The sequence below is a fragment of the Pseudomonas khavaziana genome, from assembly GCF_036704165.1.
In the GTDB taxonomy this organism is placed as follows: domain Bacteria; phylum Pseudomonadota; class Gammaproteobacteria; order Pseudomonadales; family Pseudomonadaceae; genus Aquipseudomonas; species Aquipseudomonas khavaziana.
Genome location: NZ_CP129946.1, coordinates 3,388,364 through 3,412,465 on the forward strand (window position 1 = coordinate 3,388,364; position 24,102 = coordinate 3,412,465).

At 58.7% G+C, this 24,102-nt stretch carries 19 protein-coding genes; 8 read left to right on the forward strand and 11 right to left on the reverse strand.

Annotation, left to right across the window (positions count from 1 at the left end):
* Nucleotides 1-5: 5 nt before the first annotated feature.
* From QYQ93_RS14840 to QYQ93_RS14850, 3 genes are all read left to right on the forward strand, one after another.
* On the forward strand, nt 6-1,505 hold the full coding sequence (locus QYQ93_RS14840; protein ID WP_043049926.1) for an ATPase domain-containing protein: 1,500 nt from the start codon (nt 6-8) through the stop codon (nt 1,503-1,505).
* Nucleotides 1,505-3,175, forward strand: coding sequence for an ATP-binding protein (locus tag QYQ93_RS14845; RefSeq protein ID WP_043049925.1), 1,671 nt, complete (start codon nt 1,505-1,507; stop codon nt 3,173-3,175). Before QYQ93_RS14840 ends, QYQ93_RS14845 begins: the two co-directional genes overlap by 1 nt.
* A gap of 132 nt (nt 3,176-3,307) precedes the next feature.
* On the forward strand, nt 3,308-6,544 hold the full coding sequence (locus QYQ93_RS14850) for a hypothetical protein (RefSeq protein ID WP_338474909.1): 3,237 nt from the start codon (nt 3,308-3,310) through the stop codon (nt 6,542-6,544).
* Between the two features lie 85 nt (nt 6,545-6,629).
* Here the strand turns inward: QYQ93_RS14850 and QYQ93_RS14855 are convergent, their stop codons facing one another.
* The 5 genes from QYQ93_RS14855 to QYQ93_RS14875 all read right to left on the reverse strand — a co-directional run bounded on the left by QYQ93_RS14855 (nt 6,630) and on the right by QYQ93_RS14875 (nt 13,197).
* Nucleotides 6,630-7,007: a response regulator gene (locus tag QYQ93_RS14855; RefSeq protein ID WP_043049923.1), complete on the reverse strand. Its 378-nt coding sequence runs from the start codon at nt 7,005-7,007 to the stop codon at nt 6,630-6,632.
* 78 nt (nt 7,008-7,085) lie between these two features.
* Complete coding sequence (locus QYQ93_RS14860; RefSeq protein WP_043049922.1) at nt 7,086-8,279, reverse strand: hybrid sensor histidine kinase/response regulator; 1,194 nt, start codon at nt 8,277-8,279, stop codon at nt 7,086-7,088.
* On the reverse strand, nt 8,273-8,872 hold the full coding sequence (locus QYQ93_RS14865) for a chemotaxis protein CheB (RefSeq protein WP_338474910.1): 600 nt from the start codon (nt 8,870-8,872) through the stop codon (nt 8,273-8,275). The genes QYQ93_RS14860 and QYQ93_RS14865 overlap by 7 nt, the downstream gene beginning before the upstream one ends.
* Nucleotides 8,869-9,699, reverse strand: a complete 831-nt coding sequence (locus tag QYQ93_RS14870) for a CheR family methyltransferase (protein WP_422394023.1) — start codon at nt 9,697-9,699, stop codon at nt 8,869-8,871. The genes QYQ93_RS14865 and QYQ93_RS14870 overlap by 4 nt, the downstream gene beginning before the upstream one ends.
* Nucleotides 9,700-13,197, reverse strand: coding sequence for a response regulator (locus QYQ93_RS14875; protein ID WP_043049920.1), 3,498 nt, complete (start codon nt 13,195-13,197; stop codon nt 9,700-9,702).
* Nucleotides 13,198-13,481: 284 nt separating this feature from the next.
* On the opposite strand from QYQ93_RS14875, the gene QYQ93_RS14880 reads away from it, so the two are divergent.
* The gene (locus tag QYQ93_RS14880) at nt 13,482-13,847 is read left to right on the forward strand and encodes a response regulator (protein ID WP_043049919.1); all 366 of its coding nucleotides are present in this window, start codon (nt 13,482-13,484) and stop codon (nt 13,845-13,847) included.
* Between the two features lie 152 nt (nt 13,848-13,999).
* Nucleotides 14,000-15,400: a DUF1254 domain-containing protein gene (locus tag QYQ93_RS14885; protein ID WP_338474912.1), complete on the forward strand. Its 1,401-nt coding sequence runs from the start codon at nt 14,000-14,002 to the stop codon at nt 15,398-15,400.
* A 19-nt stretch (nt 15,401-15,419) separates the two neighbouring features.
* Here the strand turns inward: QYQ93_RS14885 and QYQ93_RS14890 are convergent, their stop codons facing one another.
* The 5 genes from QYQ93_RS14890 to QYQ93_RS14910 all read right to left on the reverse strand — a co-directional run bounded on the left by QYQ93_RS14890 (nt 15,420) and on the right by QYQ93_RS14910 (nt 20,252).
* Nucleotides 15,420-16,091: a DUF3313 domain-containing protein gene (locus QYQ93_RS14890; RefSeq protein ID WP_043049917.1), complete on the reverse strand. Its 672-nt coding sequence runs from the start codon at nt 16,089-16,091 to the stop codon at nt 15,420-15,422.
* Between the two features lie 125 nt (nt 16,092-16,216).
* The gene (locus QYQ93_RS14895; RefSeq protein WP_043049916.1) at nt 16,217-16,711 is read right to left on the reverse strand and encodes a hypothetical protein; all 495 of its coding nucleotides are present in this window, start codon (nt 16,709-16,711) and stop codon (nt 16,217-16,219) included.
* An 87-nt stretch (nt 16,712-16,798) separates the two neighbouring features.
* A complete protein-coding gene (gene idi, locus QYQ93_RS14900; RefSeq protein ID WP_052501154.1) occupies nt 16,799-17,344 on the reverse strand; it encodes an isopentenyl-diphosphate Delta-isomerase in 546 nt (181 codons plus the stop codon).
* A gap of 80 nt (nt 17,345-17,424) precedes the next feature.
* Entirely contained in the window at nt 17,425-18,225 is an 801-nt protein-coding gene (locus tag QYQ93_RS14905; protein ID WP_043049914.1) for a class I SAM-dependent methyltransferase, read from the reverse strand.
* A complete protein-coding gene (locus QYQ93_RS14910; RefSeq protein ID WP_338474913.1) occupies nt 18,222-20,252 on the reverse strand; it encodes a cytochrome P450 in 2,031 nt (676 codons plus the stop codon). Before QYQ93_RS14910 ends, QYQ93_RS14905 begins: the two co-directional genes overlap by 4 nt.
* 453 nt (nt 20,253-20,705) lie before the next feature.
* On the opposite strand from QYQ93_RS14910, the gene QYQ93_RS14915 reads away from it, so the two are divergent.
* Nucleotides 20,706-21,398, forward strand: a complete 693-nt coding sequence (locus QYQ93_RS14915) for an aspartate/glutamate racemase family protein (protein ID WP_043049912.1) — start codon at nt 20,706-20,708, stop codon at nt 21,396-21,398.
* Here the strand turns inward: QYQ93_RS14915 and QYQ93_RS14920 are convergent.
* Nucleotides 21,395-21,907, reverse strand: a complete 513-nt coding sequence (locus tag QYQ93_RS14920; RefSeq protein WP_338474914.1) for a GNAT family N-acetyltransferase — start codon at nt 21,905-21,907, stop codon at nt 21,395-21,397. The genes QYQ93_RS14915 and QYQ93_RS14920 overlap by 4 nt on opposite strands.
* Nucleotides 21,908-22,135: 228 nt before the next feature.
* Here QYQ93_RS14920 and QYQ93_RS14925 point away from each other — a divergent pair, with 228 nt between their 5' ends.
* Entirely contained in the window at nt 22,136-23,107 is a 972-nt protein-coding gene (locus QYQ93_RS14925) for a helix-turn-helix transcriptional regulator (protein ID WP_043049910.1), read from the forward strand.
* A 98-nt stretch (nt 23,108-23,205) separates the two neighbouring features.
* A complete protein-coding gene (locus tag QYQ93_RS14930; RefSeq protein ID WP_338474915.1) occupies nt 23,206-24,081 on the forward strand; it encodes a transporter in 876 nt (291 codons plus the stop codon).
* Nucleotides 24,082-24,102: the final 21 nt, after the last annotated feature.

Here is a 24,102-nt window from a genome sequence, read left to right on the forward strand (position 1 = left end):
ACTTCTTGTCTACATCCAAAGAGCTGTTCAGTGAAAAGGCGGCCACCGGCATCGAAGGTCTTGATGACATTCTTGCCGGGGGGCTATCGCGCAGCCATCTGTTCCTCCTGGAAGGCGAACCCGGCACCGGTAAAACCACCGTGGCGCTGCACTTCTTGCAGGCCGGCGCGCAAAACGGTGAACGCTGCTTGTATATCACCCTGTCGGAGACTGAGCGCGAATTGCGCCAGGGTGCCAAGTCCCATGGCTGGGACCTGGATGACAATATCTTTATTTTCGAATTGACCCCACCTGAGAGCCTGCTCAACGCCGAGCACCAGCAAAGCCTGCTGTATTCCTCCGACCTCGAACTGGGTGAGGCCACCCGCCAGATTTTTGAAGTGGTAGAACGGGTCAAGCCGACCCGCGTGGTGGTCGACAGTCTCTCGGAAATCCGCCTGCTGGCGCAAAGCTCCCTGCGCTACCGCCGGCAGATTCTGGCCATCAAGCATTACTTCGTGCGCTATGACGCGACTGTATTACTGTTGGACGACCTGACCACCGAATCCCTGGATAAAACCGTGCACAGCGTTGCCCACGGGGTGATCCGCCTTGAGGAACTGACCCCCAACTACGGTGCCGAGCGCCGCCGCGTACGGGTGGTGAAATACCGCGGCCAGAAGTACCGTGGCGGCTTTCACGACTTCACCATCATGGGCGACGGCATCCACGTCTTCCCGCGCCTGGTGGCAGCTGAGCATCGTGGCGGCTACAACCGCCAGACATTGACCTGTGGCATCCCGGAACTGGATTCGCTGCTCGGCGGCGGTATCGAGACTGGCTCCAGCAGCCTGATCCTGGGCCCGGCCGGCACCGGCAAGTCGCTGATCTCGATGATCTTCGCCGCCGCCGCAGTGGCGCGTGGCGAGAAAGCCGCACTGTTTATTTTTGATGAAGAGCTGGGCCTGCTGTTCGAGCGCATGAAAAACATGGGCATCGACCTTGCTGCACTGCAAGGCACCGGCAACCTGCTGATCGAGCAGGTCGATGCCGCCGAGCTGTCCCCCGGCGAATTCTCGCACCGGGTACGCCGCTGCGTGGATGAAGGTGGCATCAAGACCGTGGTCATCGACAGTATCAACGGCTACCAGGCCGCCATGCCGGAAGAGAACGCGCTGATCCTGCACATGCACGAGCTGCTGCTGTACCTCAATCGCCGCGGTGCCGCGACCTTCATGACCGTGGCCCAACATGGATTGGTTGGCGATATGCAAACCCCCGTCGACATTACCTACCTGGCCGACACCGTGATTCTGCTGCGCTATTTTGAAGCCTTGGGCAAAGTCCGCCGAGCCATTTCAATCATCAAGAAAAGGACCGGCTCACACGAGTCGACCATTCGCGAATACCGTATCGGCAGCCGCGGCATGACGGTTGGGGAACCGTTGGACAATTTCCAGGGCGTACTGCGCGGTATTCCGATTTATATGGGTGCCGGTTCCCCGCTATTGAAGGATGAGGGCTAGTGCTGGCCCTTTCTCCCATCTCAGAACGCGCCATCGTATTGGCGCCCATGGGCCGCGACGGCGCACTGGCGCTGATGATGCTCAAAGAAGCCGGCTACAGCGGCGTGGTCGTCAGCGACCTCGGCGCACTGTGCGAAGCCATGGAGCAAGGCGCCGGTATGCTGATCATTGCGGCCGAGGCGTTGCGTGGCGTAGATCTTGAGCCGCTGCTCAACCATTTGCATCAGCAGCCAGCCTGGTCCGACCTGCCTATCGTGCTGATGACCCATCACGGCGGCAAGGAGCAGAACGGCACCTCACACTTGAGTGGCTTGCTGGGTAATGTAACGTTCCTGGAGCGCCCCTTTCACCCGGTGACGCTCATCAGCCTGGTCAGCACGGCGCTGCGCGGTCGACGGCGCCAATACGAAGCACGCGACCGATTGATCGACCTGAGCGAAAGCGAACTGCGCCTGCAACGCACCTTGGAAACCCTTGAACAGCAAGTCGAAGAGCGCACGGCCCAATTGCGCAATAACGAAGAAGCCCTGCGCCAGTCGCAGAAAATGGAAGCCGTCGGCCAGTTGACTGGCGGTATCGCCCATGACTTCAACAATATGCTCACCGGGATCATTGGCAGCCTGGAATTGCTGCGCAGGCGCGTGTCCCGGGGCAAACTGGATGATCTGGACAGCCTGATCGACTTGGGCGTCACTTCGGCAAACCGTGCTGCCGCCCTTACCCATCGCCTGCTGGCTTTCTCGCGGCGCCAGTCATTGGATCCAAAACCCGTGGAGATCAACCAATTGGTGTCCTCCATGGGCGAGTTGCTGCAACGCAGCATCAACGAAAGCATCGCATTGGACATGCGCCTGGCCAGCACGCTGTGGACTGCCGAAGCCGACCCCAATCAACTGGAAAGTGCCTTGCTCAATCTGGTCATCAATGCGCGGGATGCGATGCCCAACGGCGGCAAGTTGACCGTGGAAACGTGTAACCGGCATCTGGACAACGTATTCACTGCGGCCTACGGCACCTTGGAGCCTGGCGATTACGTTGAGCTGAGCGTCAGCGATACGGGCTGCGGCATACCGGAACATCTGATGAGCCGCGTGTTCGACCCGTTTTTTACTACCAAACCCATCGGCCAGGGCACGGGGCTGGGATTGTCGATGATCTACGGCTTCGCCCGCCAATCCCACGGTCATGTGACGATTCACAGCGAACTCGGCAAAGGCACCACGGTAAGTTTGTTTCTGCCGCGTTTCATTGGCGAAATGCAGGCACAGGAGCCGATCAACCCGACATTGCTGCCGTTTGCCAATGCAGGTGAAACCGTATTGATCGTCGAAGACGACCCGGCGGTACGGGTGTTGGTCAGCGCCGTACTCAAAGAGTTGGGTTATGGATTTGTCGAGGCGGGCGATGCGGATGCCGCAGTGCCGATCATTGAGTCCGGGCAACGCATTGACCTGATGATCAGCGATGTCGGCTTGCCCGGTATGAACGGGCGGCAGTTGGCGGAAATCGGCCGGCAGATTCGCCCGGCACTCAAGGTGTTGTTCATCACCGGCTACGCCGAACATGCGGCGGTGCGCGGTGGCTTCCTGGACCCCGGGATGCAGTTGATCACCAAGCCGTTTACCTTTGATTTATTGACGGCCAAGGTGCGGGAGATGATCCAGGCGTAGAGCGGTCGTGACTCGCAACAGGCGGTCACGGTTTAAAAGTCGTCAGATGGAATCGATGCCGTTTTCTTTCCACATAAGGTTGCGAACTACTTATATAAAGAAATCAAACTACATCGACCTTGAGCATTTCTGATGACTATTATTGCTAATTCACGGCTGCACGAATTGTCTATGCCCGCGCTGATCAATGCAGATCCCTCCCCCGCGCCATTGACGCTTGTTGATACAGAAGTTTCAAAATACGACGTCGAATCACCCCAGGACAAGGGTGAGCGAGGTCTGGCCAAGTTGTATGCGCAAGTGTTGAAACAACTGCCAGAGTCTGATGAAAAGCCTGAACTGCTGACCGTCCAGGATATCCCGCCTACATCTTCTTTCGGGCAATTGAGGACACTTCTTCATAAAATTCTTGATAGTGCGCAAATGAAAAGTTGGGCAGCAGAGAAAGGCATCAATCTGTCAGCTCGTAATGTGATTGATATAAGTGGCACGCTCTACGTCCCGGGCTCGTTCGGTTTTGGAACCGTTGACCTGCGCGACTTTCCGGGCTGGCCTTTGCTCAAGGACGTCGCTACGGCATTGGCAGGCTCTGGCACTTCCGTAAGGTTCGACACAGCCACCACGGCAAGGGTGTCGGACATCGCCCAATTTTATCGCCACTCCCTGCCTTTTGACCCCTCCCTTTCGCCCTCAGAGCAAGACGCATCCATCACCGACTACATCGCTGGTTGGGAGCGCAAAGGTACGCTCATCTCTGATACGGCCAGCCACCCTTCCCAGGCTGATCTGGAACGTCATGCTTCGAAACTTGGCGACCAGAACAATCGAGGGGCTGTAGTTGCGGTTATACCTAAGCTGGCAGCTGACGCCGCCAGCAGTATTGCGCAAGATCTTGCTGCTGCCGCTCGTGAAACCCCCACCCTTACCGAAGACGAATATCTGGAGGTATCCAAGCAAGCCACCCGCCAGCGGATGCAGGAGGCGCTGGACACGCCGGTCGAAATAGACCCTACCTCGTCCTATGCCCGGGATCACGACCTGAAGCCGGGCGTACCGGTGACCCTGCGGGAGTATCTGGTGGGTAATGGCTTGCTGGTTCCAAAGGCCCCTTCGGAGCTGGCAGCCATTGCGCAGTCCCTGGCTAGTCCACCACCGCTAAGCCCTGAGCACGGCAATATGGGTGGAGCCCTTTCATGGCCCACGCTGTTGAGCAATAAGGATCAACGCACACTCAGTCGCGTCATTGATGATGCCTTGAAAAACGAGCCGGAAGACAACCTGCTTGAGCACTTGACCCGTGATCTGAACCTGGATGAAAAGACCCTGAAGGATGATCCGGGTCGCATCATTGACGACATCCTCAAGTCCAGCAACGCTCAAGCCATAGGTCGCGCCGCCGAACAGGCAATAGGTGAGATCGCGTCGCCAGAACCTATCAATGACTGGGTTCTGGCAGCGCTCTATGTGTCGCTGGATAAGCAAAGTGTCTTCACCGATCCGTCATTCTCAACGCGAACCCATGTCGCGGGGGTCGAATTGAATAGCTTCGCCGGGCAAAGCGTTTCCTACATGCGTGCAGCGCTGGCCGATTACTTGATCCAGACCGGAAAAGCGACGCCGAAAACCGTCGACCTTGCCTTGTTTATACTTTTTTCACGTAAGGCGCCGGAGCTCTTGGTCAAGGACATACCCGAGACATTGGTCAAAGGCTCCCACGCATGGGTCACTTTTACCACGGCAGTGGCTCGTATTGAGGCCCATTCGCCAGGCTCGACCCGCTTGATGACGTATGCGCAGATCATGGAGCGATATGAACTGGCCCCCATAACGCTGGCGGACCAGATGATTGAAGCACTGGCGCAAACTGACGGACTGAAAGACTGGGGCCGCGGTAACGGCTTGCTGCGACGCAACGCGGAAGATAAATACCCAGACACGAAGATGAACGAAATACGCTTTGCGTTCAGCAAACAGGTGTCTGAGTTGAGTAAAGCCTCGGATACCTTTGCAATGGAGGTTCCCGACCTTCACAAGTGGGCGCTGGCCGAAATAAAGCAACAGAACCCACATTTGTCGGAAGAGCAAATCAAAGAAAAATCCATCGATACAAAAGAGGCCGGTTTTCTGGAATTTCCAGGCCCCTACTCGCTGCTGGATATATTCCTCAACACACGCGACCATCTTAAAGACATCGACTTTAATGACTATACCTCTCGCAATGACTCCATTGATCTCACGACAATCGCCTTTAAACCTTTTTCAAGGGCCGAGCTGAAGTCCCGTTTTGAAAATAGCCTTGAGCTGTACTTCAACCGATTTGAGGCGGCTGCGCAGACGCAAACCAAATACCTGATTTCGACACTGCCCATTGAAGACCGACAAATCATTGAGCATGGAAAAATTTCGGTCGGCAAAGAAGTGACGACTGATACAAATAATTCCGGGGTTACTGATAAGACCACAGCATCCGGTTCTCTAATCGTGCGCAGCGAATTCACGGACAGGAACGGTAATGAAAGCACCCATACCTATGAAATAAACATGACGTCCAACACCATTAAAAAGCGCGATGACTTGAACGATGAAGACATCACTGCGCTGCCTGACGAGTTCAGAGCAGGTACGAGATCGACATACCTTGAATCCGTTGTTCCTGAAGGCGAATACCCTGAAAATATACTTCAGGCCTCATCCCTCAACACTGTCAACGACACGCCCAACAGTTATTTCAGCGAAAAGACTGGGTACATCGCTGATGCAATGACAAAAAACCTGGGTATCCGGGATTTTGCAAACGAGCTGCGCGGAACAACCACGTTTGATACCGAAACGCCTTTTTGGGCCAAAGCCGAGAAGTTCGTGCGAGGACTGATTCCAGGTTATAACGCCATCAATAATTTTATTGACGGCAAGTGGCGTGAAGGCCTGACTGATTTGTCATTCGATGCCCTAGGCTTTCTCCTTTCGGGGGCCGGCGGAGCCGCAAAGGTAGCCAGCGCCGGCGTGCAAGCTGGAACAACTACCGGCCAGGTGCTGGCACAGGGGGCGAAAAAGCTGGCGCGTGGCGCCATAGGTGCACTCAACCCCATAGACCCCGTGGGTCTTGGGTTGGCAGGCGTACAAACAGGTTTGGAAGCACTGGATCGACATTCGCGCGCAGGCGACAAAAACGGCTCCAGGCCTGTTGTCAAATATGACGTGGTCAAAACCTTCAGGGACGTCGACAGTGCCACAATAGGCAAAGCCAACGTGCAAGGTGAAGTGGAAGACGTCGCCGCTACGCAGAAGAATGGCAAATGGTATGCCCTGAACCCTGTCACCAAGCAGCCCTATGGTCTTCCTTTGAAGGATTTCGTGCCTTCCACATAAGTGTAGAAAAACACTGCCCAGGTTCTTCACGGCGTACCGGGAAGAACCTGCGCGGCCAGACATTGAATGGATGGCATTGAGCGGATTACGCCAACAAGCGCTGGATATGCTCCTGTAATGTATCCAGGTCGAACGGCTTGGCCAGGATCGGTGCGTTGCGCGTGATCGGGCTGTTGCAGTCGAGAATTTCCTGTGGGTAGCCACTGATAAAGATCACTTTCAATTCCGGGCGCAACTTGATCGCAGGTTCGGCGATCTGCACCCCGGAAATCCCGCCCGGCAGGCGATAGTCGGTGACCATCAGGTCCAGGTGCGGCTTGGTCGCGAGGATCTGGAAGGCCTGCTCCCCATCGATCGCCTTCAAGACCCGGTAACCCAAGCCTGCCAGGTACTCACCCAGCACAAACATAATGGATTCGTCGTCCTCGACGATCAGTACGACATCTTGTGCATCTTCACTCATGGGAAGCCTTTGTCCGGTCAATAGCTGCAGTTACGACCATAGGGTCACGCAGAGGTTGCGTCGAGGTGACGATTGATTTCACTCGCTCGCCTCAAGGGGCAGGCACACGCGAAACAGCGCGCCTTCGCCTATCTGGCTCTCGACCTCAATGGTGCCGCCGTGGGCCGCCACGATCTGCTCGGAAATAAACAAACCCAGGCCCAGGCCCGCCGCCACGTGGCTGGCGGAAACCCGCTCGAACTGCTGGAAAATACGCTTCTGGTTCTCTTCGCTGATACCGATGCCATGGTCACGTACCTCTACCCGTGCTTCGCCATGCTCGCTATACACCCGCACTTCCACCGGGCTCTTGGCCCCGTAGCGCAGGGCATTGGTCAACAGGTTGGTGATCACCTGCTCGATCCGGAATTCATCCCAATTGCCTTCCACCGCGCTGTCGGCCTGCAACTGCATGGATGATTCGGCGGCGGCCACCTGCGGTGCGAAATTCTGCACCAGGTTGCGCACCAGTTGGGCCAGGTCAAAACGGGCCGGACGGATCGACAGCTTGCCGGTGCGAATACGCGACACGTCGAGCATATCTTCGATCAGGCGGATCAGGCTCTGGATCTGGCGTTCATCGCGGTCGACCATGGCGTGCATCTTGTCCAGGGTAAACGCGGCGGCGTTGTCCCGGGCCAGGTGCATCTTGCGCAGCTGGGTCTCCAGGATCAGCCCGTTAAGGGGCGTGCGCACTTCGTGGGCGACAATCGACATGAAGTCGTCACGCATGCGCACCGCCTGCTCCAGTTCGGCCTGGGTGGCCTGCAGACGCGTCAGCAACAGCTCCTGCTCGCGGCGGCTGCGCTCCAGCTCTTCCACTTGCAGCTTCATCGCCTTGCTCTGGCGATACAGGTCGACGAACACGTTGACCTTGCTCTTTACCGCGTGGATATCCAGCGGCTTGTGCAGGAAGTCTACGGCGCCGCTTTCATAGCCCTTGAAGGCGTAATTGAGTTCGCGGCCGGCGGCGCTGACGAACACGATCGGGATGTTCTTGGTCTTTTCGGTGCCGCGCATCAGTTCGGCCAGCTCGAACCCGTTCATGCCGGGCATCTGCACGTCGAGGATGGCCATGGCGAATTCGTGTTCCAGCAACAGGGACAAGGCCTCGTCGGCACTCAATGCCTTGAACACCTGGCGATCCTCGCGCTTGATCAGCGCTTCAAGGGCCAGCAGGTTTTCCGGCAGATCGTCGACGATCAGCAGTTTGGCCTGGACAGTACTTAACATGGGAAGGGTTCCAGGGAAGCCAGCAATGAGCCGATACGGCCCAAGGAAAGAATATGGTCGGGTGTGTGTAAGGCCAGGGCAGCCAGTGGCATCACGGCAATGCGCGCCTCCTGTGGGTCCTGGACGACGGTGGTGCCACCCGACTGCTTGACGTGGGCCAGGCCGCTCGCGCCGTCCTGGTTGGCGCCGGTCAACAGGATCGCCAGCAGGCGGCGCCCATACACGTCAGCAGCCGAGGCAAACAGGTAGTCGATGGCAGGCCTTGAGTGGTGCACGCGATCTTCCTGGCTCAGGGACAGACTGCGGTCATGCTCCACCGACAAGTGATAACCGGGGCCGGCAAAATACAAGGTGCCCGCCTCCACGGCCTCTTTATCCCGGGCTTCCTTGACTGGGATGTTCAGGCGCCGCGCAAAGACCTCCGCCAGTTGGCTGCGGCGTTCATCCGGCAGGTGCAGCACGGCAATGATCGGCAAGGCGAAGGTGTTTGGCAGTTGGCCGAAAATTGTCAGCAGCGCCTCGACGCCGCCGGCGGAAGCGCCGACGACGATGGCTTCAATCCCTTGAATCGGGGTGTCTGGCACGTCGCTCATGATTTTCGGTAGATCCGTTCCTGTTTGACCAAGGGCACGAATTGCTTGCTGTAGGCGGAAAAATCCAGGGTTTCCTTGCTGCCCAGCACCAGGAAGCCGCGATGACACAGTGACTCATGAAACAATCCAAATGCCCGATCCTGCAACTTTTTATTGAAATAAATCAGCACGTTGCGGCATGAAATTAACTGAGTTTCTGAAAAAACACTGTCGGTCGCCAGACTATGGTCGGCAAACGTCACGTTCTCGCGCAGTGTCTTGTCGAAGATCGCGTAATCGTAAGCTGCTGTGTAGTAGTCGGCAAATGAACGCTGCCCGCCGGCCTGCTGATAATTAGCGGTGTAGGCACGTACATTCTCCAAGGAAAAGATGCCCTGCTTGGCTTTCTCCAACGATGCCGGGTTGATGTCGGTGGCGTAGATGATGGTGCGCTCCAGCAAGCCTTCTTCACGCAGCAGGATGGCCATGGAGTAAACCTCCTCCCCCGTGCTGCAACCGGCGATCCAGATCTTGATCGACGGGTAGGTCTTGAGCAGCGGCACGACTTCCTGGCGGATGGCCAGGAAGTGCGACGGGTCGCGAAACATCTCGCTCACCGGGATGGTCAGGAACTGCAGCAATTGCATGAACGCTGCCGGGTCGTGCAGTACACGTTCCTGCAGTGCGGAAATGGTCGCACAGTCGAACTGGCGCAAGGCATGGGCCACCCGCCGCTTGACCGACGCGCCAGAGTAGTCGCGAAAGTCGTAGCTGTACTTGAGGTAAATCGCCTCGATCAACAGGCGCAGCTCAATATCGCTGCTTTTGTCCAAATAACACTGCTCCACTTAAATACGTTCCATCTTCGGTAGCCATACGCGAATCAGTGAGAACAGACGGTCCAGATCGATCGGTTTGGCCAGGTAGTCATTGGAGCCTGCTGCCAGGCAGCGTTCCTGATCGTCCTTCATGGCCTTGGCCGTTACTGCAATGATCGGCAGTTTTTTCCAGCGCGGGTCCTGGCGGATCAAGGCGGTGGCCTCATAACCGTCCATCTCCGGCATCATCACGTCCATCAGCACCAGGTCGATATCCTCGACTTCATTGAGCTTGTCGATGGCTTCGCGGCCGTTTCGCCCGATCACCACCACGGCGCCTTTGTGCTCCAGGGCGCTGGTCAGGGCGAAGATATTGCGTACATCGTCGTCGACCAGCAGGATTTTGCGCCCTTCGAAGACCTTGTCGCGACTGCGGGCAGTCTTGAGCATCTTCTGGCGGTCATGGGACAGCTGCGATTCGACTTTGTGCAGAAAGAGTGTCACTTCGTCCAGCAAGCGCTCAGGGGAGCGGGCGCCCTTGATGATGATCGATCGAGAATACTTGCGCAGTTCGGCCTCTTCATCGCGGGTCAGGTTGCGCCCGGTGTAGACGATTACCGGTGGGAACGAGCAAATGTCCTCGGTGGCCATGCGCTTGAGCAGCTCGTTGCCGAGCATGTCTGGCAGCTTGAGGTCGATGATCATACAGTCGTAGATATTGTTGCGCAGCAGGTCGAGAGCTTCCTGGGCGAAGCCGACGGCAGTGATCTCGATGTCATCGTCGCCGATCAAGCGGGCAATGCTGTCGCGTTGCAGGTCATCGTCTTCCACCAGCAGTACGCGCTTGACCTTCTGGGTCAGCTTGGCTTCCAGGCGTGCGAACACATCCTTGAGCTCTTCGCGGGTGGTGGGCTTGACCGCATAACCGATGGCGCCCATGTGCATGGCGGCTTCGACGCGATCTTCCACGGAAATCACGTGCACGGGGATGTGGCGGGTATTGGCGTGTTCCTTGAGACGCTGCAGCACGGTCAGCCCGGAATGGTCCGGCAGGCGCATGTCCAGCAGGATCGCGTCGGGGATGTATTCCTCGGCGAGGCTATAGCCTTCGTCGGCACCGTGGGCGACCAGGCAGTGGTAGCCCAGTTCATGGGCCAGGTCGAACAGGATGCGCGCAAAGTTCGGCTCATCTTCCACTACCAGGATGCACCGGGTGCTGAACGGAGCCTTTTCGCGGTCATCGGCAAAGCGTGGAATCTGCTGGGTGTCGGCCATCGGCAGTGGGGCAACCCGCACTGGCGCGGGGGCAGGCACGACCGCGGCTTGGCGTGGTTGCTCCACAGGCGCAGCATCCTGTTCACGTTCCACGTACTGCTCAGGTAGTACCAGAGTAAAGATGCTGCCTTTGCCCGGTTCACTGGTCACGCTGATGTAGCCGCCCAGCAAGGTGGCCAGGTCGCGGGAAATCGACAGGCCCAGGCCGGTGCCGCCATAGCGGCGATTGGTGGTGCCATCGGCCTGGCGGAAGGCTTCGAAGATGCTTTCCTGCTGGTCCGGGGCAATGCCGATACCGGAGTCGCGCACGGTAAAGGCAATGCCCTCCCCTGGCGCACGGGACACCGTCAGGCTGACCTCGCCCTGTTCGGTGAACTTGATCGCGTTGGACAACAGGTTCTTGAGGATCTGCTCCAGGCGCTGGCGATCGGTAAACAGCAGGGTCGGCGAGCCTTCCTGCACATCCACCTGGAAACCCAGCTTGCGATCCGCCGCCAGCGGCTCGAACATGCCGCGCAGGCCGTCCACCAGACGCACCACGCTGGAGTTCTCCGGGCGCACTTCCAGCTTGCCGGCCTCGACCTTGGAGATGTCCAGGATGTCGTTGATCAGGTTGAGCAAGTCATTGCCGGCCGAGTAGATCGACTCGGCAAACTTGACCTGCTCGGCGCTGAGGTTTTCCTGGGGGTTCTCCGCCAGCAGCTTGGCCAGGATCAACGAGCTGTTGAGCGGTGTCCGCAGCTCGTGGGACATGTTGGCGAGGAATTCGGATTTGTATTTGCTGGAACGCTGCAGCTCATCGGCGCGGTCTTCCAGCTCGAGCTGGGCCTGGTTCAGCTCGACGTTCTTGCGGTCCATGGCGTCGCGCTGCTCGGCCAGGGTCTGGGTCTGTTCGGCCAACTGCTCGTTGGTCTGCTCCAGTTCGGCCTGCTGGGTCTCCAGGTGAGCCTGGGACTCCTTGAGGATACGCGACTGTTCTTCCAGCTCTTCGTTGGCGGTCTTGAGCTCTTCCTGCTGCACCTGCAGCTCTTCGTTGAGCTGCTGGGTCTCGGCCAGCACTTCCTGCAAGCGCTGACGATAACGGGCGGCTTCGATGGAAGTACCGATGTTGCCGGCGATCAGCTCCAGCAGTTCGACATCACGCTCATCCAGCGCACGCAGGAAACCCAGCTCGACCACACCATTGACGCGATCCTCATCGCTGGTGGGCATCACCAGCACGCTGCGGGTAGCGCCTTCGCCCAGGCCGGAGCTGACCTTGAAATAATCCACTGGCACATCGTCCAGGCGAATCAGGCGATCCAGCTGGGCAGCCTGGCCCACGATGCCCTCGTCGCTGTAGATCGACTGCTCCTGTCGTTCCTGCTCGCGGGAGAAACCATAGGTGGCCACGCGCTTGAGGCCACCATGTTCTTCGCGCACGTACAACGCCGCCACGGCCGAGCCCATGTATTGGGCGAAGAACTGCAGGATATTGCGCCCGAGCATATTCAGGGTCAGTTGGCCGAGGACTTGTTCAGCCAGCTCAGTCTGGCCATTGCGCAGCCACGCTTGCTGTTCCAGGCGCCGAGCAATCTTCTGCTGAGACTTGAGGTTTGCGCTGTAACTTTCTGAAAGAGAGACTAAATTTTTCCTCCCGATGTACGCAAGAAAGCCGCTCAACCCAAGTACGAATACCAGGTAGAGGGTGACGCTGATCACCGTTGTGCGAGTGACTTCTTCGTTACGGGTGATACGGAATTGCTGCTCCATCGCCACCGCATCGTCGTACTCCTTACGGATCTCGTCCGTCAGGCGCTTGCCACGGCCCGCCTTGACCGCATTGCGGTAGTCGCCGTTCTGGCGCTGCATATCAATCATCGACTGGGCATAGTTGTTCCATTCGACCTGCAAGCCTTCCAGACGCTTGAGGCGGTCGACCTGCTGGGGATTATCCGCCACCAGCTCCTGCAGATTACGCAGGTCGGCAACGATCCGCGGCTTGGCCACTTCATAGGGGTCGAGGAAATGCTCGTCGCCGGTAATCAGGAAACCGCGCATGCCGGTTTCCAGGTCCACCGTCAGCTTGGACGACTCATTGAGGTTATTGATGACTCGGTCGGTGTGCTCCACCCACTGGATCACCGAGAGCAAATAGGTAATCAGGCAGACGAAAAACACCGCGCTGAGCACGCCCACGCCCAAGGGCAAGGCCACGTTTCGGCTCAACAGGGTACGGAAGCTCTTTTCATCGACGGACGACGCGGGAGTCATGGGCATGCCTTGGCCAAATACGGAAAAACCGGGAGTTTGCCCCAAAGTGGCGCCTGAACGCTATTTTTCTACGGGGTACGACGGCAAGAAACATCGGCGACGGGTAAAAAGAACGCCAACCGCACGGTTCTTATCCAATTGACGCCATAAGGGCTGGCTGGCGGGACATTCGCTCGCCCAGCGTTCACAATGCCATCAATTGCTGCGGAACTTGCTGGCATTGCCGTCACTCACAATCAAGTTGCCTTTAAGCCCTACGCTCTCACTTTTCAGGAATATCCACCATGTCCGCACCCGCCTCCACCATCCTCGTAGTCGAAGACGACGCCATCGTGCGCATGCTGATCGTCGATGTGCTGGAAGAATTGGAGTTCAAGGTGGTTGAGGCGGCTGACGCTGCTGAGGCGCTTACAGCCGTACAAAACACCGGGCAGGTGATCGACCTGATGATGACCGATGTTGGCCTTCCGGATATGGACGGCAAGGAACTGGCGAACAAAGTCCGCAAATTGCGCCCAGCCCTGCCCATCCTGTTTGCCAGCGGCTATGCCGAAAACATCGACGTGCCGGCCGGAATGCAGGTCATCGGCAAGCCGTTTTCGATTGATCAATTGCGTGACAAGGTCAAATCCATGCTGCCCGGGGCCTGATTTCTTCCTTACAACCCCGACCTTCTGTGAGTAAGCGCCCGACGAGGCTGAAAAGCGTCGCAGGGATTAACGTGACGTGCGGCCAATAAAACTGGAAACTCAGCGCCTTGCCCCCACGCCCCCTTAAAAGCACTCTGGAAGGACGCTACAACATGATTGGAAAACCGACGCGCCTGCTGTTGGCGAGCCTCTCGATTGTCATCAGTACCTGCGCCTGGGCCGACTTTACCGCCAGTCCCAGTGAAGCCCGTGCCATCGCCAAGGAGGCCTACCTGTACGGCTTCCCGGTGGTGCAGATGTACAAGACGCTCTACACCCAGGCCGTTGATAAAGGCGGTGCCAACTTCAAGGCGCCGTTCAACCATATCGGCCACGCCGCCCAGTTGAGCACACCCAAGGACACGGCAGTCGCCACCCCAAACGTCGACACGCCCTACTCTTTCGTATGGATGGACTTGCGCAGAGAGCCATTGGTGCTGAGCCTGCCCAAGATCGAAGACGATCGTTACTACTCGGTTCAATTGGTCGACCTCTATACCCAGAACACAGCCTATCTGGGCACCCGCAGCACCGGCAATAACGGCGGCCACTACATGGTCGCCGGCCCGGACTGGAAAGGTCAGCAACCGGTCGACATTGACCGCGTGATCTACAGTGAAAGCAATATCGCCTATGCCCTGTACCGCACGCAGTTGTTCGATGACAAGGACCTGGGCAAGGTCAAGCAGATCCAGAGCGGTTATAAAGTGCAGCCCCTGAGCGGCTACGTGAAGCAACCTGCTCCTGCCAAGGCGCCTAAGATCGAATGGCCCAAGCCAACGGCGACCATGACCGAAGGCCCACAACTGTTTCGCTACCTGAACTTTATGTTGGCCTTCACCGTCCCCCAGGACAGCGAAAAAGACTTGCTCGCGCGTTTTGCCAAGATCGGTATCGCCCCGGGCGCGCCGTTCAAGGTCAACCAGTTGAGTACGGAGCAGCGCAAAGCCCTGGAAGAAGGCATCGCCGATGCCCGCACCGAATTTACCGCGTTCAAGAAGGACAAGGTCGACACCCACCAGGTGTCCCGCAGCGATTTGTACGGCAGTCGCGACCGCCTGCAGAACAACTACCTGTACCGCTACGCCGGCGCCGAAATGGGCATGTTCGGCAATTCCAGCGATGAAGCCGCTTACCTGACCTACCTCCTCGACAGCGAAGGCAAGCCAGCCAATGGCGCGCGCCACAGCTATACCCTGCACTTCGCCAAAGATCAGTTGCCACCGGCCGATGCGTTCTGGTCGCTGACGATGTATGACGGCAAGACCAAACTGCTGGTGCCAAACCACAAGAAGCGTTACCTGATCAACTCGCGGATGCTACCGGCTCTCAAGCGCGACGCCGACGGCGGGCTGACCCTGGCGTTACAACACCACGAGCCGCCGAAGGCGCAACAGAGCAATTGGTTGCCGGCCCCGCCCGGCCCGTTCTATGCGATCTTGCGAATCTACTTGCCCAAGCCCGAGGTGGGTAACGGCCAGTGGAAGCTGCCCCCGCTGACACCGCTGAAGTAACACCACGGGCCGGCTGGGATCAGCGCTTTTTCAGGCGCAGGTAGGATTGATGCAGGTCCGAGGCCCAGCCATCAATCACGCTTTTCACATCGTCGGCCTTCATCACCTGCGAGTCATTGGCCAATGGCTTGCCGGTGCCTTTACGCACCACCTGGGCCACCACTTTATTGCTGGCGCCATCGAGGAACTGCGCCTCGGTGCCCAGGGTTGTTTCCTGGTCACGAATCCCGGTACCGGTACTTACCGCCGCCGCAACCAGGGCCACGGGCACGAACTCATAGGGTTTGAGGCTCTCGGTCTTGCTGCTGACGGCCGTGATCGCCGCGCGCACGACCATCACGCCGGGGCCGGGAGCATTGGCCAGGGGGAGCGACTTGGCCAGCTCGCGCTTTAGGGCCTGGTTAAAGTAGTCGTTGATGCCGCGCAAGGTACTGTCCGGAATCTTCGTGGTGGCTTGGGGCTTGGGGTAGAACTGGGTGGGTTCGATATACACCGAGGTGTACCGGCTCAGGTCCAGTTGGGGGTCAACCCAGCGCATCACCTCGGCCCCTGACGGCGACTTGGCCTCCTTGAGCTGGCTGTAATTGGAAAGGAACCCTGAGTACTCGTCCGGTTGCGGCACCTTGCTCGCGCAACCGGCCATGCCGAGTGAGGCGACGCATAGCGTGCTGATCATTAGCCCTAGCTTCATCGTGGAACTCCCTGGCGACCATCATCGTGATGAATGAGTTGTAGGTATAGCCAATGCTTGGCAAATACACCTAATTTAACGCGTCGCCAGTCATGAGTTATTTACCTGCGATTAAAGCGTGCAGGTCAGGCTCGCTCGCGTGGGATCAGGCTCTGCAACTGCGAGGCCAGGAAGTTGGCATCGAAACCGAAGGTGTCGGGGTCTTTGAGGCCGTTGGTTTTCTTCCACAGCCAATCGTTCTTATCGGCCGGCAGTACCAACGACACGCTGCCATGGCGCGCAGCGGTGAGCCCCATTACCGCTACCGAAATCAAACCGCCAGCGCCCATGACGTCCGGCACGAACTCAACGCTTTTGCCGGTGATATGCACGCTGAGTTTTTCGCTCTTGAACGGCGAATTCTCCACCGGCACGCTCGGGCCGGTGGCGGTGTAGGCCTCACGCTGGATGTCCAGCAAACCCACAGTCTTTACCGGCTCCAGCCATTGTTCAATCTGCTGGAACAACTCCCCGAGCTTCTGCGCCCAACGCGCCGACTGCAGGTCAAATTGCTGTTTTTTATGCGCTTCACTATCGGCGTAGTGACGAAGCATCTCGCCCAGTTGCTGTACATCGTCCATTGCGGATTTCCTTGGGTGAGCCAGGTTGCGAAGCGTGATCATGGCAGATGCCGCGGCCTGGCGTATGGCTAAACATCAGCCCATGCCTCAAAGGGAATGTAAGGCAGGTGTATCGAACGAAGGGTAGTCCGATAGAAGGCGACGCCATTGCATTCGAAACCAGGGTGTGAACTGCGCTTCGGATGCTGACAGCTGGGCTGATATTTCAGCGCGGGTCAGCCATTTGATCTCGCTGACTTCATCGGCATCGGGTGAGACCACTGCGTCAGAGTGGGCCACCAACACATGACAGAGTTCGTGCTCCGCACCGATCGAACCAAAGCGGGCATGGTATTCAAAACTGTACAGGGCGCGACAGGCAGCCCGAACGCCTAACTCTTCGCGCAGACGACGATGCGCGGCATCCTCGATGATCTCGCCAGGTGCCGGATGACTGCAGCACGCATTCGACCAGAAACCGGACCAGAGCATTTTACCGGCTGCACGACGCTGAAGCAGATGACGCCCCTGGCTATCGATCAGGTGCACCGAAAATGCACGATGCAGACGGCCCACTCCAAGGTGTGCCTCGCGTTTATCACACACTCCGATTTGCACGTCCTGCGCATCAACTAACATTACATCATTGCTCATTCTGTATTCTCTTCGGTGTCGCCACGCGCGCATCTCACAGACTATTGAGGGTGTGCGAGGCTGGCGTTACGCCCTTCTATTCAACCCCGGGCTTGTCCCCAGGCGCTAACTAATGTCAACGCTGCGTCGCTGAACCCTGGATCGGCACGTAGGTTGGCCATGGCATCCAGGTCGCTCTGGGTGAGCAACCCGAGTTTCAGCAGTGCCGGGGCTGCCTGGGCAGTCGTGGCGGCCCAGAAGGTATCGGCTGCGCTGTTGTCGCCGATACGGCCTTCAACAGTTCGTTGCCCGACGTTGGAGAGTCCCCGCTCACGCAATCGGTCCGCAAGAGTATCGGCCCAGAGCATGTCGGAACCAATGGACTGTTCCAGCAGACTGATCCCGGCCTCGGCCACTTTGCGGAACAATGGGTTAGCGGTATTCAAGCTCGGTTGCAGGCTCACGTCCTCGATCACCAACCAGCCACCCGGGCGCACCCAGGTGGCGGCGCGCGTCAATATTTCTTCGCGTTCGGTGAGATGGCACAGAAGCGCCCGAGCGTGCACTACGTCAAAGGAGGCTGCAGGAAAATCATCGGTCGAGGCATTGTGGGTCATCACCCGGATGCCAGGAATATCGGCCAGGAATCGGGTGTCGATGTCGGTGGCGGTGACAGTCGCGTCGGGATATCGCGTGCTCAGCCAGGCGGCGAGTGATCCGGCACCGGCGCCAAGATCAAGGATGGCAGGCTTGCCCGAAAGGTCCAACTGCTCAAAAACTGCTTGGCTCACCCCGTCAAAGGCACGCTCCAGGGTGCGCAACCGCGCCAATTGACCTGCGTGCTGATCCGCGAGATAGCTGCTGGTGTAGCCGGGCCCTTCGGCGGTGTCAGTCGTGGTCACAGTACAACCTCCAGTTGCTCTGGGCAGCGGTTTAGGAATCCCCGTTCGATGGGCTCGAAGCCCGGAGCCCAGCGCAGGTTTGGAAAGGTCTGTAGCAGCATGCGCGCGCTGATGGTGATTTCCATCCGGGCCAGCATGGACCCCAGGCAGAAGTGGCGTCCCGCGCCGAAAGCGAAATGACTGCTGGCCGGTTCAGTGCGCGACATATTGAAGGTATCCGGATCGGCGAATTGGTCCGGGTCACGATTGGCCGAACCAATAAGACAGGCCAGGGTCGCCCCGGCAGGGATCGTTCCCGATGGCAGGTGCAGCGATTCACGGGCTTCGCGCAGTACCAGTTGCAAGGGCGGATTGCGTCGCAGGGTTTCGGCGAGCGCGTTATCCATCAAGCCTGGGTCAGCCAGCACCGCCTCCTTGACGCCAGGCTCGTTCAGCAGATTGACGATCAGGTTCGCCAGGGCACCGTGACTGGTCTCGCTACCCGCAGTCATCAGGATCGCGCAGTAGGAGCGCACGAACGACTCGGATAACGGTTGACCGTCAATCCGGGCCAACAAGAGCTGCGAGATCAAATCGTCTGCGGGTTCAGCACGGCGAGCGTCGATGTAGGGCTGGATGAAGTCATAGAAACTGTCACGGTTGGATAACCCGCCGGTCAAGAGTGCCGGATCCTGTCGATAATTGCCCATATAGGCAAAGCCAATGGCGCACCAGCGCTTGAGCTGTTCCACCGCCTCAGGGGTTTCAGCCGGGAGACCCAGCGCATGAGCCATCACCCGCACCGGCAGCGCCGCGGTGAAATCGGCGATGAGGTCTACCTGGGATCGGCCGTGCATGCGCGCCAGCAGGTCTGTGGTCACCGAGATGATGGATGTTTCAAGCGCTGCGAGGGCCTTGCTGCGAAACGAAGGGCTGAGCAATGCGCGATGTTGCGCGTGCTCACAGCCATCCATAGTGACAATCGTGTGCCCCAGCAACGGTCCGATCTGCCAAGTGTAATTGTTGTTGCTTGCCTCAGGGTGGGTCAATGCGGCTTTGACATCCACATGCCGGCTGACCAGCCATACATCGGTGGGCTCGTCGTAGGCGATCGGTAGCGTGGTACGCAAAAGTTCATACAATGGGTATGGGTCGATTTCGAACTGCCTGGATTTAAGCGTCGGCGGGGTAAGTTTCAGGTCCACCTGCCGGTGATTCTGTGGCGTAGAGTCGGCGGCATGCAGGTGATAGCGAGAAACGCTCTGGTGCCAATCGCCCGCTGCCCGCACAACCTGCCGCAACCGGTCCGGGTCGGTGGCGGCGCACGCCTGCTGATCTACCCGCTGGGCGGCGATCGCGGTGAAGTCCGCAACTGCGGTGTTCACCATTTGATGGGCGGACTCAAGCGCACTCGGCCAGTCCATACCAGCGGTGTCCGCGAGGATCGATACCAGGTTGTAACGCTCACCACACACCACATCCTTGGCAAGCGAGTGGATATCGTTGGTCCAGGCAATGATATCGGCAGCGTGTTCACGCAGTGTGTTCCACCATTGAATGTGCGCTTGCTGCGCGTACGGGTCGAGCGTTTCGGCCGCATCGATAAGATCGAAGAAGAACAGCGCACCAAACGAATCCCGTCGCAACGGCAGATACTCAGCCAGCGTGAGCGCCGAGTCGGTTTCGCGCACCCGTACCAACGCCGCCTGCGCGCGCAGATGCTGGATCAAGTGGCCGACGAACCTGTGCCGCCACCCCTCGCCTCCCCAGCACTGGGTCTGTGGCCACAGATCATCGACCAGAACCGCGAGCATCGGGTCTTCAAAGCGGCTGGTTTCTACTGAAGAATCAGCACCGTCGCTCGCGGTCACAACCTGCACGGCGCTGATAAACCGCTCCAACGCGCCGTTCTCCGCCCATGGTCCATCGTCAATGCGGTCATCAAGGGTGAGCGCCCACAGGTACCAGCACACCAGCGTCTGCGCTCGCTGTGTGGGCGCCCTGCCGCACAACGCGATTCCCAGCTCCAGCAGTGGCGTGGTGCTCAACCGATGTGCACCGCGGCGACCAATTAGGTGATATCGCTGCGCCCAGGCGAGAGCATATGTGCGTAACTGTTCATTGTCGGAACGCGGTGGCGGAGCGGCGAAAGGAAGTCGTATCAGGGGAATAGTGAGCGGTATTGGCGGTAAGTGAGCGCTGTCGCGAGTGTTGAGTTCGCTTTTACGGAACGGCGGGGGCATGTTGGTCCTTTTGAATTAATGCCTTCAAGTGCCTGACCTTATTTGAAAATTAAGATCCAACGGCATAAGAACTGTCTGAAACGATGCGAGAAAAAGCGCATGGGCGGTCATAAGCCGGCATGCCGAACACCTTTCGTGGACATACCTGCGATCTGACAGGCGTAGTTGAACTGCTCCGGTGAATTTGCTGGCAGCTGCCTGTGACTAATCAGCCTTCAATGGGTAAGGTGATGCCACATCCCCTTTCCGGAGAATCGCATGCGCACCATCGGCCTTATCGGCGGCATGAGCTGGGAGTCCAGCGCCGAGTATTACCGCATCATTAACCAGCAGGTGCGCGACCGACTCGGCCCGCTGCGGTCTGCGCAGATCCTGATGTACAGCGTGGACTTTGGCCCGGTGGAGCAGGCCCAGCATGCAGGGCGCTGGGACGATACCGCGCTCATCCTGGAAGACGCCGCGCGCCGTTTGCAGGCAGGGGGTGCCGAGTGCGTGGTGTTGTGTACCAACACCATGCACCTGGTGGCACCGCGTATTGAAGCGGCGGTGTCGATTCCATTCCTGCATATCGCCGACGCCACGGCGGCCGCGGCCGTGGAGGCCGGGACCTTGACAGTAGGCTTGCTCGGCACTGCATTCACGATGGAGCAGGATTTTCTCAAGTCCCGCCTCGCCGCCCAGGGTCTGACTGTGCTGGTGCCGGATTCGGATGCGCGCAAGGAGGTGCATCGAATCATCTATGAAGAGTTGTGCGTGGGGCTCATCCGTGACGCCTCTCGCCAGAGTTATCAGCGTGTGATCAAAGGCCTGGCCGCTCGCGGTGCCCAGGCGATCATCCTGGGCTGTACGGAAATCTGCCTGCTGATCCAGCCCGAACACAGCGACCTGCCCTTGCTGGACAGCACCGCACTGCATGCGCAGGCTGCGGTGGCGTTTGCTCTAGCGGATTAAGCCGACTTGCGCAGGCGCGCCATGCTCAGGGTGTCGACAAATACACCGTCACGCAGGGCGTAATCGCGCAACGTCCCCTCCACTTCGAAGCCGAACTTGCGATAAAGGTTATGCGCAGCCTCGTTGTCGGCGTAGACCGTCAGCTCCACGCGGTGCAGGTTCATCCAGTTGTCCGCCACATCCAGCGCGGCGGTCAACAGCCGCGAGCCTACGCCCTTGCCCTGCCAGGCAGTCGACACGCCCATGCCAAACGAAGCCACATGACTCTGGCGTACGCGCAGGTACTGCTCCAGCCCCAGCTGACCAATGACCTCACCGCCATGCAACGCTACTAACTGTAGCCGCCGCTCATTATCCATCACCAGGCGTTTGCGCCAGGCCTCAACTGACTGGAAAGGCATTTGCAGCACCTGACGGCACACGGCCGGCTCGTTGTAGAGCGCGGTGACGCCCTCAAGATGGGCCTCGGTAAAGCGCTGGATCACGATATGGGGTTCAGGTGCGTGCATTGCGTTTCATCCTATGAAAGACACGTGGCCGGCCAGTGTAGAAGCAAAGCTGTCCGTCTGACGACCCCGGAACTTTCCCACATCGTCAACCGTACCCTCCTGCATCTGAACGATGGCGATCAAACCTGACAGCACCGATACTCAGCCCAGGCCCTGCCACCTCTAACCAAGGTTGTGGCCTTCACCCTGTGACGAGAACAACAAAAATAGTCCCACAGAGGAACATCCATGAGTCGCCTTGATCCCCTTGGCCTGTTGCAGGCCTTCAGCACCCTGGCCCTGGACCTGCAGCGCCTGGCCCAGCATCAGGACCTCGAGCATTTTCAATACCACGCCTTGAGGCGGCTAAGCCAGTTGCTGGCATTCGATAGCGCCTGGTGGGGCCGCGCAGCGGTGATCGACGGTTTGCCGGAAGAGCACAGCAGCTACCTGCACCATTTGCCACCGGGCTATCTGGCGGACTGGCAGTCGATCCGCCATCTGGACGTCACTGTTGCGCAGGTGCATGCCAAGCCAGGTCAAGCAGTGATCATTGATATGCGTGACCCTGCCAACGGCACCGCGTTGAATTGGCTGGGCCAACGCCACGGTCTGGGTGAGCTGTTGTGCGTTATCCATATCGACCCGCAAACCCACCTTAGTGACCACCTGACGCTCTACCGCACACCTGGAGCGCCGCGGTTCAGCGCCCATGATTGCTTGTTGCTCAACAACCTGATGCTGCACCTGGTCGCGGCTGTTTCGGCGAACCAGATCCGCACCTTGGTGGCCATGCGTGAAACCCTCACCAGCCCACGCAATCTCGCCCTGGCCGTATGCGATCCCCGGGGAGTGCTGCAATGCGCCGAGCGCGGGTTTATCGATCTGTTGCTCAGTGAATGGCCACGCTGGAGCGGCCCCACCCTACCGGTGCCGCTGGATGAGCACGGGCATGATGGCAAGCGCATTCATATCCAGGTTTCGGCAGTGGGCGACCATTTGCTGTTGGCGGCGCGCATCAATCGCGCCCTGCCCCAGCTCAGCCCGCGGGAAAACGACGTGGCCCAAGGGTTTGGCGAGGGCAAGACCTATAAGGAAGTGGCTCGCGACCTCGGCCTCTCGCCCAATACCGTGCGCCATCATATTCGCACCATCTACACCAAGCTCGGGGTCAAGGACAAAGCGCGCATCGCGCACTTGATGCACGCCCCGCCGGACTGATCCCCGCCCCTATCTCGCGGTTCTACCAGGGTCGTTTTTCACGATCACGGGCTGCTGCTGCCCAGTTTTCGGCCTCCCAATACATGAGACACCTTGCCATGACTCACACACGCCTACGTAACCTGACGGTGCTGCTCGGTGGCACCTTGCTCAGCCTCGACAGCCAGGCTGCCGATCTCAACGCCCGGGATTTTTTCGGCGCCCCGCCGGGCACCAACCTGGGGGTGCTGTACCTGCCTGCTACCCGCGCCGGGAATTTCCACGGTCCCGCCGACAGCACCGGCAAGGCCGACCTCAAGGTCAACGCCCTGGCTTACCGCCAGGTGTATTTCACCGACGCCTGCGGCACGTTGTGCACACCACAATTGATCCTGCCCTTTGCCGACATCACGGCGCGCTTGCCCGGCGCCGAGCAACGGACCGGTGAACGCGGCTTGGGCGACCCGCAGATAGGCGGCACGGTGTTTTTCCTTAACGATCCGGCCTCGCGCACCTACAGCGGTCTGTTGAGTCTGATCACCGTGCCGGTAGGCCAATACCACAGCCAAACCCCGGACGTGTCCCCCGGCACCAACCGTTGGGGCGCCACCTTTGTCTACAACTATACCCAGGGCGTTGGCGAAAAATGGGTGCTGGAAGCCAACCTCGAAGCCCAGCTTTATGCCAGGAATGATGACTACTTCGGCAGCGAGCTCAAGCAAGACCCGCTTTATCGCCTGCAAGCCTTTGCCTCCTACGACTTCAGCGCCGCCACTTATGGGGCGCTGCGCCTGATCCAGGCCGACGGCGGTGCGCTGCGCATCGACCATCGCCGTATCGACAACACCCACAGGCGCTACACCCAACTTGGCTTCGAATTCGGGCATTGGCTCGACCCACAGAACCAACTGATGGTCAGCCTTTCGCAAAACGTCGCGGCCTCCAACGGCTATGCCGGGACCGAGGCATTGTTGCGCCTGGTCCATGTGTACTGACCGCCACTCCTGGAGCTCGAA